This is a genomic window from Pseudoalteromonas sp. HL-AS2 (assembly GCF_031198805.1).
In the GTDB taxonomy this organism is placed as follows: Bacteria; Pseudomonadota; Gammaproteobacteria; order Enterobacterales; family Alteromonadaceae; genus Pseudoalteromonas; species Pseudoalteromonas nigrifaciens.
In genome coordinates this window covers 1,145,138-1,158,541 of record NZ_CP133571.1, presented here as the reverse complement: position 1 = coordinate 1,158,541, position 13,404 = coordinate 1,145,138, and the positions used below count along the sequence as shown (strand labels likewise).

Annotated in this window: 8 protein-coding genes and 12 tRNA genes; 10 read left to right on the top strand and 10 right to left on the bottom strand. The window is 40.2% G+C overall.

The genetic code is table 11. The annotated features are described in order from the left end of the window. Positions 1 to 61: 61 nt before the first annotated feature. From RB215_RS05565 to RB215_RS05555, 3 genes are all read right to left on the bottom strand, one after another. A tRNA-Glu gene (locus RB215_RS05565) sits at positions 62 to 137 on the bottom strand. A 144-nt stretch (positions 138 to 281) separates the two neighbouring features. Beyond that, a tRNA-Glu gene (locus tag RB215_RS05560) sits at positions 282 to 357 on the bottom strand. Between the two features lie 37 nt (positions 358 to 394). Beyond that, positions 395 to 470: transfer RNA gene (locus RB215_RS05555), tRNA-Ala, on the bottom strand. Between the two features lie 735 nt (positions 471 to 1,205). Between RB215_RS05555 and RB215_RS05550 the strand changes: the two genes are divergently transcribed. From RB215_RS05550 to RB215_RS05505, 10 genes are all read left to right on the top strand, one after another. Continuing rightward, a tRNA-Val gene (locus RB215_RS05550) sits at positions 1,206 to 1,281 on the top strand. A gap of 150 nt (positions 1,282 to 1,431) precedes the next feature. Further along, positions 1,432 to 1,507, top strand: a tRNA-Val gene (locus tag RB215_RS05545). A gap of 156 nt (positions 1,508 to 1,663) precedes the next feature. Continuing rightward, positions 1,664 to 1,739: transfer RNA gene (locus tag RB215_RS05540), tRNA-Val, on the top strand. Between the two features lie 151 nt (positions 1,740 to 1,890). Beyond that, positions 1,891 to 1,966, top strand: a tRNA-Val gene (locus tag RB215_RS05535). Between the two features lie 158 nt (positions 1,967 to 2,124). Continuing rightward, a tRNA-Val gene (locus RB215_RS05530) sits at positions 2,125 to 2,200 on the top strand. 150 nt (positions 2,201 to 2,350) lie between these two features. Next, positions 2,351 to 2,426, top strand: a tRNA-Val gene (locus RB215_RS05525). A gap of 56 nt (positions 2,427 to 2,482) precedes the next feature. Then, positions 2,483 to 2,558: transfer RNA gene (locus tag RB215_RS05520), tRNA-Val, on the top strand. A gap of 511 nt (positions 2,559 to 3,069) precedes the next feature. Further along, positions 3,070 to 3,160: transfer RNA gene (locus RB215_RS05515), tRNA-OTHER, on the top strand. Positions 3,161 to 3,217: 57 nt separating this feature from the next. After that, a tRNA-OTHER gene (locus RB215_RS05510) sits at positions 3,218 to 3,309 on the top strand. 269 nt (positions 3,310 to 3,578) lie between these two features. Beyond that, positions 3,579 to 5,219, top strand: coding sequence for a response regulator (locus RB215_RS05505; protein WP_309216994.1), 1,641 nt, complete (start codon positions 3,579 to 3,581; stop codon positions 5,217 to 5,219). Between the two features lie 5 nt (positions 5,220 to 5,224). Here the strand turns inward: RB215_RS05505 and msrB are convergent, their stop codons facing one another. The 7 genes from msrB to smc form a co-directional block, all read right to left on the bottom strand. Then, positions 5,225 to 5,665: a peptide-methionine (R)-S-oxide reductase MsrB gene (gene msrB, locus RB215_RS05500; RefSeq protein WP_086997997.1), complete on the bottom strand. Its 441-nt coding sequence runs from the start codon at positions 5,663 to 5,665 to the stop codon at positions 5,225 to 5,227. 88 nt (positions 5,666 to 5,753) lie between these two features. Next, entirely contained in the window at positions 5,754 to 6,194 is a 441-nt protein-coding gene (locus tag RB215_RS05495) for a hypothetical protein (protein WP_309216993.1), read from the bottom strand. 2 nt (positions 6,195 to 6,196) lie between these two features. Then, positions 6,197 to 6,712, bottom strand: coding sequence for a DUF2919 domain-containing protein (locus tag RB215_RS05490; RefSeq protein WP_011327771.1), 516 nt, complete (start codon positions 6,710 to 6,712; stop codon positions 6,197 to 6,199). After that, positions 6,709 to 7,053, bottom strand: a complete 345-nt coding sequence (locus RB215_RS05485) for a DUF3392 domain-containing protein (RefSeq protein ID WP_011327770.1) — start codon at positions 7,051 to 7,053, stop codon at positions 6,709 to 6,711. Before RB215_RS05485 ends, RB215_RS05490 begins: the two co-directional genes overlap by 4 nt. Beyond that, positions 7,046 to 9,067 carry an NAD-dependent DNA ligase LigA gene (gene ligA, locus RB215_RS05480; protein WP_309217155.1) on the bottom strand — a complete coding sequence of 674 codons (2,022 nt, stop codon included), beginning with the start codon at positions 9,065 to 9,067 and terminating at the stop codon, positions 7,046 to 7,048. Before ligA ends, RB215_RS05485 begins: the two co-directional genes overlap by 8 nt. Before the next feature lie 81 nt (positions 9,068 to 9,148). Further along, positions 9,149 to 9,895 (bottom strand): cell division protein ZipA, encoded by a 747-nt coding sequence (zipA, locus tag RB215_RS05475; protein ID WP_011327768.1) that lies wholly within the window; start codon positions 9,893 to 9,895, stop codon positions 9,149 to 9,151. A gap of 68 nt (positions 9,896 to 9,963) precedes the next feature. Then, positions 9,964 to 13,377: a chromosome segregation protein SMC gene (gene smc, locus RB215_RS05470; protein ID WP_309216992.1), complete on the bottom strand. Its 3,414-nt coding sequence runs from the start codon at positions 13,375 to 13,377 to the stop codon at positions 9,964 to 9,966. Positions 13,378 to 13,404 lie beyond the last annotated feature (27 nt).

The following is a 13,404-nucleotide window of genomic DNA, read 5'->3' as shown; positions in this document are numbered from 1 at the left end:
TGAATTTTTAGACTCGTTTCAGGCGAGCTTTTAATAACACTACCCTACTATAAATAGTAAGTGGCGTCCCCAAGGGGATTCGAACCCCTGTTACCGCCGTGAAAGGGCGGTGTCCTAGGCCTCTAGACGATGGGGACACATAAATGTATCACTAGGACAATTGATTAGTTTAACTCACATCCTGAGTTTTAAGGTAATTGCGCTTAATACAAGTAAAGACTCGAGCTTTAATTGTGACGCTATTTTCTCGGTAAAACCGCCTTTAACTAATTAAAGCTAAATGGCGTCCCCAAGGGGATTCGAACCCCTGTTACCGCCGTGAAAGGGCGGTGTCCTAGGCCTCTAGACGATGGGGACACAGAAAACTGCTACCCTAGGACAAACACTAATAAGTTGGTGGAGCTATGCGGGATCGAACCGCAGACCTCTTCACTGCCAGCGAAGCGCTCTCCCAGCTGAGCTATAGCCCCAACTTATTTACACACGCTGTGATAAACACGTCGTGTATTGCTTAGTGCGGGGCGCATTCTATGCACCACCCAAAATAAAGTCAACAGTTTTTTGTTCTGCTTTATTTAAATGGTTTATTTTTCAACAAACTGGCTACCAAGCAGGCTAAAAAGGGCAATTTACAGTAAATTAGCCCCTTGAGTGTATTATAAATTATGGCTGGATGATTAGATAACCCCTGCTCTGCTTGTTTTAATTTTTATTGAGCATAGAAAAGGTATACATTTATATGCAAATTCAACTTGGCATATTTAGTTCATCGTTCAATGACGTATCCTTACTTTATGCCTTGGCATAATAACCACTTTACGCACTATTAGATCGCATTGGTTTTTTGCGGATTAAAATTGGTTTAATTTAAAGGCGATTTAATCACGGCGTAAATTTATAACTTAAGTGATTACTTTATATAAGCTGCACTTTATGATCAATAAACACACCACAGCAACTAAGTTAAAATAGATTGGCTTATTACTTTCTTGATTTTCGATATTAACTATCTAAGCCTAAACAGATAATACGGCGTTTATTTAAACACTAAGCATTGATTTGTCGATAAAACAAACTCCAAACATTACTTGTTGTTTATAAAACCCCCACTCAGCACATTTTTATCATTCAAGTGTTGACACATTTACAACTCTATCTATAATAGCGCCCCACAACAACGCAGCATTGTATTGTTGTTTAGATGTGGGTGATTAGCTCAGTTGGGAGAGCATCGCCCTTACAAGGCGAGGGTCACTGGTTCAAGTCCAGTATCACCCACCACTTTTTATAAGTGTTCACATCTAAATTTCTATATGAGTAATTAGCTCAGTTAGAAAAAGAGAGCATCTCCGCTACTAATAAGCAACGGCGAAGTTCACTGGTTAAAGTCCAGTACTATTTATTTTAATAGTAGCGTTTTAATTTATATGTGGGTGATTAGCTCAGTTGGGAGAGCATCGCCCTTACAAGGCGAGGGTCACTGGTTCAAGTCCAGTATCACCCACCACATATAAAACCTATGATTATATAATAGTCTCGTTTTAAAATTGTAATATGGGTCGTTAGCTCAGTTACAAAAAGAGAGCATCACCGCTACTTACAAGTAATGGCGAAGTTCACTGGTTAAAGTCCAGTACTATCTATAGATAGTAGCATGTAATATGGGTCGTTAGCTCAGTTGGGAGAGCATCGCCCTTACAAGGCGAGGGTCACTGGTTCAAGTCCAGTACGACCCACCATTTTTAAAATGGTGTATATTACAAAAATCTAAATGGGTAATTAGCTCAGTTAGAAAAAAGAGAGCATCGCCGCTATTTACAAGTAAAGGCAGTGTTCACTGGTTAAAATCCAGTACTATTTATTTTAATAGTAGCGTTTTAATTTATATGTGGGTGATTAGCTCAGTTGGGAGAGCATCGCCCTTACAAGGCGAGGGTCACTGGTTCAAGTCCAGTATCACCCACCACATATAAAACCTATTATTATATAATAGTCGCGTTTTAAAATTTTAATATGGGTCGTTAGCTCAGTTACAAAAAGAGAGCATCACCGCTACTTACAAGTAATGGCGAAGTTCACTGGTTAAAGTCCAGTACTATCTGTATAGGTAGTAGCATGTAATATGGGTCGTTAGCTCAGTTGGGAGAGCATCGCCCTTACAAGGCGAGGGTCACTGGTTCAAGTCCAGTACGACCCACCATTTTTAAAATGGTGTATATTACAAAAATCTAAATGGGTGATTCGCTCAGTTAGAAAAAAGAGAGCATCGCCGCTATTTACAAGTAAAGGCAGTGTTCACTGGTTAAAGTCCAGTGTTAACTATCACCCTTGATAGTTAATAATGTAATTTGGGTGATTAGCTCAGTTGGGAGAGCATCGCCCTTACAAGGCGAGGGTCACTGGTTCAAGTCCAGTATCACCCACCAAATTACAGTTTAAATGTTTAAAGCATTTAATTAAGCGTTATACCTATTTTATATGTGGGTGATTAGCTCAGTTGGGAGAGCATCGCCCTTACAAGGCGAGGGTCACTGGTTCAAGTCCAGTATCACCCACCACATATAAACATTTCTTAATATCTCCATCAAATACTTAAATAATATATAAATCCTTTTGGGCAATTAGCTCAGTTGAAAGAAAAAGAGCATCGCCGCCCTTTAGAATGAATGGCAAGGGTCACTGGTTCAAGTCCAGTATCACCCACCACATATAAACACTTCTTAATATCTCGGAATATCTCCATAAAATACTAAAATAATATATAAGTCCTTTTGGGCAGTTAGCTCAATTGAAAGAAAAAGAGCATCGCCGCCCTTTATAACGAATGGCGAGGGTCACTGGTTCAAGTCCAGTATCACCCACCACATATAAACACTTCTTAATATCTCCATAAAATACTAAAATAATATATAAGTCCTTTTGGGCAGTTAGCTCAATTGAAAGAAAAAGAGCATCGCCGCCCTTTATAACGAATGGCGAGGGTCACTGGTTCAAGTCCAGTATCACCCACCACATATAAACACTTCTTAATATCTCCATAAAATACTAAAATAATATATAAGTCCTTTTGGGCAATTAGCTCAATTGAAAGAAAAAGAGCATCGCCGCCCTTTATAACGAATGGCGAGGGTCACTGGTTCAAGTCCAGTATCACCCACCACATATAAACACTTCTTAATATCTCCATTAAATACTAAAATAATATAAAAGTCCTTTTGGGTAATTAGCTCAGTTGAAAGAAAAAGAGCATCGCCGCCCTTTATAACGAATGGCGAGGGTCGCTGGCATCAAGTCCAGTATCACCCACCACATATAAACACTTCTTAATATCTCCATTAAATACTAAAATAATATAAAAGTCCTTTTGGGTAATTAGCTCAGTTGAAAGAAAAAGAGCATCGCCGCCCTTTATAACGAATGGCAAGGGTCGCAGGTATCAAGCTAAGTATTACCCACCACATATAAGCCTATGAATGCATATTAAGTACTTAATAAAGTTGAGTAATAACCTAAATTCCCTTGTAAGCAGCTAAACTGTTGATTATAGTCTGTGTTAAACGTAATCACTGTTAAGCCAAATGCCAACAAAGATCTATTCAACAGCCAAAATACTTATAGTGGAGGAGCAACCGCTCGCCCAAAGCTATATGAAACAATCGCTAGAAAAGCTTGGCTTTGGACAGTTACGATTTGCAGATCATGCTAACTCGGCAAAAGAGCAGTGTATAAACGAGCAATTTGATTTAATTGTATGCTCATTCAATCTAAATAAGCATCAAGATGGTTATCAGCTTTATGAGGAATTGCGAATAAAGCAGTTAATTAAAAGCTCCACTGGGTTTATTTTTATTTCTGCAGAAACAAGTGGCTCGCTTGTACATAGTGTTCTTGAATTACAACCCGATGATTTTTTGGTTAAACCATTTACAGCACAAGAGCTTAAAATACGTATAGAGCGTATTTTAAAACGTAAACGTGATTTACAAACAGTTTACAACTTTATTGATGACGGTAATGATTCCAAAGCACTTAAGTACATAAGTGCAGCATTAAATAAAAACAACAACTACAGCCCTATTTTACTGCGATTAAAAGGTGATGCCCTACTACGCCTTAATCGTAACCAAGAGGCCAAAGACTTTTTTAAATCGGTACTCGATATCCAAAAATTTGCATGGGCTAAAGTAGGTTTAGTAGAAGCACTGATAGAAAATAATGAACATATTTTAGCCCAGCGCATGCTTAAAACCATGTTAGAGCGCAACGAAACTCGTTTAATCGCGCTTGATTTATTAGGTCGTTTAGAAATAAAACTTAATCAATTTGAGCTCGCACAAGAGTTTTTAAGTCAGGCTGCGGATATTGCTCCTCTTAATATTATGCGTCAAAAGTCTTTGAGTAATGTATCGTTAATTAATCACGATTATGAAAAGAGCTATTTAACCCAAAAAGATATTGCAAGCTATGCAAAATACTCAATTCACGATAGCCCAGATATTTATTTAAATGCGGCGCGTGCCGGTATCGACTTTGCGCTAACCACAGATCAAACGGATCAAATACAACGAATTTCTCGCCAAACTAATCAATATATTAATGATTTAAAAAAGCAGTTTCCTAATAATGTAAACCAGGCGCAAATCGATGTATTAAACGCACGCCTACACTACTTAAAAGATGAACATCAAAAAGCTAAGCGACTAATAGAGCAGCTTGATGAAGATGATACACAAATTCGCTCTGTAGACGGCGCACTCGATAAAGCAAAAGCATTTCACGAACTAGGCTTTCATCAAAAAGCTCAAAATTTATTTGCCCAAATAATTACGCATTGTCAGCGTCATCCAAGTGTAAGCGACACAACCTATTTACGTTATATTCAACAACAGCAAAGCGAGCGTCGTGATATTAAAATGGGGCCTAAAGAGTTAAACAACCATGCTGTGAATCAATTTAATAGAGGGCAATTAAATACGGCATTAGAAGCGTTTACTCAAGCATTTAGGGTGATGCCTCGTAATCAAAGTATCGCACTTAACTTATTACAGTGCTTGTTTGATTCGACCAAGCAACAAGGGGGGGATTCGTTTAATATGGGGCTTGCTAAAAAATGCTACGCCTTACTGAGCAAAGCTAAACTACCTGCAGATCAGGCGCAGCGTTTAAATAAAATTTTGCATAAAGCAAAAGATATGCAGCTAGATATTCAAGTCGACTAAACGCGTTAAAGCTTTTTCATTGACGCGGCATTAACGCAGTATCGCAGGCCAGTCGGTAATGGGCCATCAGGAAACACATGACCTAAGTGCGCATCGCACACATTACATACTGCTTCAATACGCTGCATCCCATGAGTGTTATCACTAATATAGGCAACAGCTTCTATTGTTGCGGGTTTTGTAAACGAAGGCCAACCCGTACCGCTATCAAACTTTTCATCTGCGTCAAACAATAAGTTATCGCAACATATACATACATACTTGCCTGGCTCTAACAATGTGCAGCTACCGGAGCTGTGCGGTCGCTCAGTGCCTTTTTTACGAGTAACGTAATAGGTATCTTCAGATAATAACTCTTGCCACTGAGCGTCGGTTTTAATAACCTTTTTCGGCGGCGTTGGATTGCCATTATTGGCAAAATTAATAACATCATTCCACTTCAACATAACAGCCTCTTTAAATGCTTGGTTAGCTATAAATCGTATTTAGCTTTATTGGTTAATTATTACGTTATTACATTTGCTTAAGATCAACTTAATCAAATGTAATACTTCGTCTTTCTGAATTAGTCAGTATCTGCTGTAAAAAAGCATCTAGCTCTACTTTTGACGCAGGTAAACTAATACTAAATTGCGTTTGCTGGTAGCTGTGTACTAGCAGTTCATTATTGCGGGTTGAAAGGTGCTTAATATTTTTAATTGCTAACCACTGCGGGCCAGATTTTTTATCAAAAAATCCCGCTAAGCTAAACAATACTAAATGTTTTGCATCGCGCTTAATAAAATCATTAACTTGGTTTCGTGTTTTAAACAGTGGGGTTAATCGGTAACAACAAGAGCAAAAAACAAATACCCATAAGACAAATAAAAATATAAACCAAGTCTGCTCTGTAAGCTTTGTAGTTAGCATTAGCACACTAAGCGCCACACCTATAAACAGCACCACCACCGCTATTTTTTTATTTATAGCGTCCACTTTTAATCCTTATTAAGGCGTTTTTCTGCTGCGGCTTTTTCGGTAGGCTCAGGCCAATCATTAAAAAACACTGTTAAATAACGACTTTTAGCTAAGTACCACAGCACCCATAATACAACCACCATTTGAATCGCTAAAAATAACGAAAAATGATAATAGCTATGAGCCGCTTGAATACTTAACCAAGTTAAGTCTATTACTGCACACAAAATAAGAGGCCAGCGCATATAACGCCAAATCTTAGCTAAGCGTTCACTACTTTTATGAGACTCGCGGGGTCGACGCAAACAAAATAAAATAATTGGTACTATGGCTATAGCGCCAATGGCAATAGCAATAAAAAAATCGTTTTTAGATTTAAAAAATATCGACATCAAATCCAATTCTGGGCGTCGGCTTAACCCTGCCACTATCCAAATAAAGTAAGCTCGTAACAATACCAGCACACTTAAATGAAAGGCGATGGGTGTACGGTAACTGCCGTACTTATCCCAGTACTCTGGGCCATAGCGGCTCATAATTGATTTTTCCTATCGGCAATAGTGCCCAATATAAAAAATGCTGCTAACAAGGTAACACCTAACCACTTAGTGCCAAAAAACAATAACGCCTTAATCAGTAGCGGGCTAAGCCACACAACCACAAAACCAAATCCAAAGGCGGTGATCAATACAAAGCACAGCACTCTTACTATAAAATGACGACGTGCAACCAGCCCTTTGGTTAGCTTTATAATATCGCCTGCGTATAAAGACACTAAGCACACCATTATCAGCATAGATAAATTATATAAATAACTATGCAGCCACTGCCCTACGTTAATTAAAAGTGAATTTAATATATTTAATAAATCAGCCATTATGTTGCTCTAATAAATTAATTAAATCTTCTTCTGTCAGTACATCTATACCTAAGTCTTGTGCCTTAGTTAGTTTAGAGCCGGCCTTTTCGCCTGCTACTAACGCATCGGTTTTAGCCGACACACTACCCGACACTTTAGCACCTAACTGTTGCAAACGTGCTTTGGCGTCATTACGGTTTAATGTGTTTAAGGTACCGGTAAGCACATAAACAAGGCCAGCTAATGGCTGCTCTTGCGCTGAAGGTGGAGTAAGTTCAGGCCAATTAATACCTTGCTCTACCAGCGCATTTACAACATCTAAATTATGCTGTTCGGCAAAAAAGCTACGTACATGGGTTGCTACTATTTCGCCCACATCACTTACTTGAGTTAAACTATCAATGCTGGCATTTATTACGTTTTCAAGGGTTAAGAAATGATTAGCTAAATTCTGTGTGGTTGCCTCACCCGCTTCACGAATACCCAATGAGTATAAAAACTTAGCCAACGTTGTCGCTTTAGCGTCTTGGAGCGCAGTAACCAAATTTTTAGCCGACTTTGGCCCCATACGCTCAAGCGATTCAAAATGTCCTTGCTTTAAAATAAACAAATCTGCAGGGGTTTTAATCAGCTCTCTGTCGACGAGTTGGTCAACAATTTTATCGCCAAGGCCGTCAATATCGAGGGCTTTGCGCGATGCAAAGTGTTTAATCGCCTGTTTACGTTGCGCCGGGCACACTAAACCACCAGTACAACGCGCTACGGCTTCACCTTCTACTTTTTCTACATGGGAGTCACAAATAGGGCAAGTTACCGGAAACTCAATATCGCGGGCATCATCAGGGCGGCGCTCAAGTACTACTTGCGTTATTTGTGGAATTACGTCCCCTGCACGGCGAATAATTACCGTGTCGCCCACTTTTACGCCTAAGCGCGCTATTTCATCGCCATTGTGCAAGGTAGCGTTTGATACAGTAACACCACCAACAAATACCGGCTCTAAGCGTGCAACCGGTGTAATTGCTCCCGTACGCCCCACCTGAAACTCTACATCGAGTAATTTGGTTATTTCTTCTTGGGCCGGGAACTTATAAGCAATAGCCCAACGCGGAGCGCGTGCTACAAAGCCTAAACGCTCTTGTAAGGCTTTTTGATTTATTTTTATTACCACGCCATCTATTTCATATTTAAGCTCGCCACGGCGCGTTAAAATGTCATTATAATAAGCCAGTGCAGCTTGTGGGCCTTCTACTAATTTTGTTTCAGGGCAAAGTGGTAACCCCCAATCAGTCAATTTTTCTAATTGCTGATAATGATCCTCTGCAATGCTACCGTCGGCTACAAGACCTGTGCTGTAGGCATAAAACATCAGTGGGCGTTTAGCCGTAATTTTAGAGTCAAGCTGGCGCAGGCTACCTGCGGCGGCGTTGCGTGGGTTTACAAATACTTTTTCACCACGTTTTTCAGCTTCAATGTTAAACTTTTCAAAGCCTGCATTATCCATAAACACTTCGCCGCGCACTTCTAGTTCAGCAGGATAATCGCTACCTCGTAATTTAAGTGGCACATTACGAATTGTTTTAACGTTTTGAGTTACATTTTCTCCCGTCAACCCATCACCTCGGGTCGCGGCTTGCACTAGTACGCCATCACGATAAATAATCGACACAGCTAAGCCATCTAGTTTTGGCTCACAACAAAAAGTAAGCTCTTCGGTACTCATTAAACGCTCTTTTATACGGCGATTAAAGGCAATAAACTCATCTTCGCTAAAGGCGTTATCAAGCGATAACATAGGCACTTGGTGCGCTACTTGCTCAAATTTACTTAGCGCAGCACCGCCCACTTTTTGGGTTGGTGAGTCGGCAGTTATTAATTCTGGGTGCTGAGTTTCTAGTGCGCTGAGTTGTTGTAATAAACGGTCGTATTCAGCATCAGGAATACTGGGGGTATCAAGTACATAATAATTGTAACTGTGCTGTTCAAGCGTACTACGAAGATGATTTATTTGCTCACTAATGCTGCTTGCCATTTTGACCTCAAAAAACATAAAAAAAGCCACTTTGACGAGTCAACGCCCAGTGGCTTATAAAAATTTAACCTATTGCGTTAATTACGCAGAAAATGCACGTACCTGTTCAACATATTGACGAACGCGATCTACGGTCATTTCTTCACGCTGCGCATCTAAAATTTGCGCACCAAATTCGTCGCTGAGCTTTTTAGCTGCACTGTGCAGCATATTAAATGCTGCTAAGCCATCACCTTCACACGGTAAGGTCATAAATAAGCTAACGCCTGCGGTACTAAATTGTTCCATATTATCAATATCGAAAGTACCTGGGTTATACATATTTACTAGTCTAAATAATACCGGACCTTGGCCTGCTGGATCTAAATGACGATTAAAAAAACCTTCCTCTGAGTATTTAAACCCTAAGGTGTTTACCGCGGGCAATAATTTACTGCCTTGCATGCTCATTCCATCTGGCATTTGAATATGCACAATCACAAAGTCTGAAACCTCTGCAGGCTCTTCGCTTGGCTCAAGGTCATGCTCTGGCTCAATTACACTAAGGTCATCTTCAATTGGCACTTCTGGCACGCTAGTATCTATTTGCGGCTCGTTGGCATCAAAATTTAGTTCACCAAATTGTGGTTCTTCTTGCTCAAAGGCAACGCTCTGTGCGGGCTCTGCACTTGGCGAATGAGAGTGAGCTGTGTGTTGTGGTTCGACCCGCTCGTTAGCAGGTATTTCTGGGTTGTCTTTTTTTCGCACTGACCATAAACCGTGTACTAATAAGCCACCTATGACAAATACACTGATCACGATTAAAACCCATCTTAATTCTTCGGCCATCCCCTCACCTTTTTTATTTTATATGCCTAAACCTGTGTATTAGTTAAAACCTAATACGTTTAATTTAACTATGCGTGTGCAAGTTGCACAGCTTGTTCAATATCTACAGCCACTACGCGCGACACACCTGGCTCAGCCATGGTAACACCTGTTAATCTACCAGCCATTTCCATCGCAATTTTATTATGACTAATATAAATAAACTGCACCGATTGTGACATTTCTTCAACCAAACGGCAAAAACGTACCACGTTGGCATCATCTAGCGGCGCATCTACTTCATCCAGCATACAGAATGGAGCTGGATTGAGCCTGAATATAGAAAACACTAATGATAATGCGCTCAGCGCTTTTTCTCCACCACTTAACAAATGAATTGTTGAATTTTTTTTACCTGGTGGTCGTGCCATTATACTAACACCACTTTCGAGTAAATCGTCACTGGTTAATTCTAAATAAGCACTTCCACCACCAAAAACCTTTGGAAATAGCTTTGCAAAGTCTTGGTTAACTTGATCAAAGGTCGCTTTAAAGCGAGTTTTGGTTTCTATATCAATTTTACGAATAGCCCCTTCTAGGGTACTCAGCGCTTTTGTTAAGTCATCTAATTGATTATCAAGATATTCGCTGCGCGCTTTGGCTTGATCAAACTCATCAATAGCGGCTAAATTTACCGCACCTAAGCGCTCCAACTGATTAACAATATCTGCGAGTTTATTTTGTGCTGTGCTTATAATGAGTGTTTCTGGTAACTCATCAAGCACCTGCTTTAGGTTTTGCTTTAACTCTTCTAGCGGTTCAAGCGCCAACTGTGCTTTTATTAATAAACTTTGCTCTTCTATGCTTAATTTTTGATGCTGCTCTTGTAGCGCCACCAGCTCACCTTGTGAACTTTTAAGACTCGCTTGCTTCGTGCTTAAGCTCTCTTTTGCTTGGTTTAATTTATTTTGTAATGTGTTTAAGTTTTTCTCGCCTTGCGCATGCTGTTTAAGTAACTGGGCTATTTTTTCAAGTAGTTCTTGCTCGGGTATTAGCAGCTGGGTTAATTGATCGTGTAATTCTTTTGCACCCTGCTCTGCACTTAAATGCGCTTGCTCTGCATGGCTTAGTTTAGCTTGGCTTAATTGCCACTCGCTACGTGACTGTTGCTCTGCAAGCGTTGCTTGATGGGCTTGCGTTTTATATTGCTCAAGCCTAGCTAATACTTGGCTATAATTTGTATCACTGTGGGTGCGCTTGTTATTTGCAGTAGCAAGATCACTGCTTAAACTTAACTGTTGCTGCTTAAGTGTTTCAAACTGCACTGTTTGATCTTTAAGCACCCCTTTTATTTGTGCTAACTGCGTAACTAATTGCTGTTGTTGCGTTTGGTACTGTTGCAATTGCTGCTGGTACTGCGCTACTTGCTCTTTTAACATATCGTTGCGCGTACTCGCTACGGCAATATTTTGAGCCAGCTGATGTATGGTTTCTTTAAGTTCACTTTGCTGCGTACTAAGCTCACTTTGCAGTGCTTTTTGCTGCTCAAGCACTTGGGCTGCGAGTTGTAACTCATCCTCTACATTTTTTAGCCGCGCTGTTTTAAGCTGCAATTGCTTGTGCTTTACCAGTAATGAGTTTTCAGCATTTCGATCTGAGCTTATATGCCAGTTCCGACCATGCAAAGCGGCGGTTTCATCCATTACGGCAATATAAAAATTATCCTCTAATGCTTTAAGTTCGCCGCTTTTACTATAAGCAATACGGCTCAATACTTCAGGGTAAACCCCCTGAGTTATAAATGCCGCTAAGCTATTTTTTATATTTGCCTGATTGCTTTTTGTTGATGCGATATGCCACACACTATTATTTGCCGACTGCTCACTTACATTTAAATGCTCAAGCGATTTAAGTGCCTGTTCAATACAGTGCTCAAACCCGTCTTTAACCTTTAATTGGTTAAATAAGGTGTTGTGGTGCTCGCTCTCATTATCTAGCCCTAATGTACTGCTTAGTCCTGCGATACTGGCTTTTAGCTCGTTAGCTTGCTGGCTAAGTTGCTTATATTGCTGCTCGGCATTGTTTAACTGCGAACTTTGCTCTAAAAGCAGCATTTGGCCTTTACTGTGCGCCGTTTGCTTAGTTGCTAACTCTTGAGTAAGCACTTGCCTTTGTTGTTTTTGAGAAGCTAACTGCTGTTCAACATCGCTACTTTTTAGGTGTGTAATTTGCTTATTTAACTGCTCACTTTGTTCATTAACGTGTTTGCTTTGCTGCTGAGTTTGCTCAATATTATTTGCTTGCATCTGCAACTTATTATTAAGTTGCTGCAGTTGCTCGCTAAGCGATTGCCAATCCTCAGTGTGTTGCTGCTTTAGCTCTAAAGCACTCTCAAGCTCTTGGCTTAACTCACTTACTTGCTCGTTGCGCATTAAGTTGTTTTCTATTGCCTGCTGCAAAGCGTGTTCTAGTTGTTCGCACACTGTTTGCTGCTGCGTTTTAAGCTCTAAACTATGCGTTTGGCGCTGATGTAGTTTAATCTGATTTTGTTTAAGCGTTTGAATTTGTTGCTTTATGCTTATTTGTTGTTGCTCAGATCGCGTAAGCTCAGTGTGTATTACATGTTGTTGCTGTTGCGCATCACTTACGCTTTCTTGCGAGGCTTGTACTTGGGTTTCTAAGCTTGCAAGTACGTCGTCGTGACCAGAATGAGCCGTTTTAAAAAACGTAACTTGCTCATTTAATTTATTTATTTGTTGGCTTTTTTCGAGTTGTTGTTGGTGTAGTTTTTGCCATTTTAAAACGGCAATTTGCCCTTTTAACGTTCGCTCTTGCGCTTTTAACTCGCGGTATTTTTTAGCATCAACCGACTGCACCGCTAACTTAGTAAGTTGACTTTGTAACTCTTTGCGTACATCGAGTAAGCGCTCTAAGTTTTCACGGGTGCTTTTTATTCGAGTTTGCGTTTCGCGGCGGCGCTCTTTGTATTTAGATACCCCGGCGGCTTCTTCTAAAAACACCCTAAGCTCTTGCGGTTTACTCTCTATTAAGCGCGAGATCATGCCTTGCTCAATAATTGCGTAACTACGTGGGCCAAGGCCTGTGCCCAAAAATATATCGGTAATATCGCGTTTGCGGCATTTACTGCCATTTAAAAAATACAACGACTGACCATCGCGAGTAACTAAACGCTTTATAGCAATTTGATTACGATCGGCAAAGGTATTAGGAAAGTCGCCTTTGTCGTTATCAAAAGTAAGCTCTACCGAGGCCTGCGAAATAGCTTTACGATTAGTTGAGCCATTAAAAATAACATCGGCCATGGCGTCGCCACGTAAATTTTTAGCCGAGCTTTCGCCAAGCACCCAGCGCACTGCATCAATAACATTAGACTTGCCGCAGCCATTAGGGCCTACAACACAGGTCATTTGATCAGGAAATGGAATTTTAGTTGGCTCTACAAACGATTTAAAGCCTGCCAATTTTATAGTGCTTAAGCGCATCTTTTTGTTATTACCGAATATTATTGG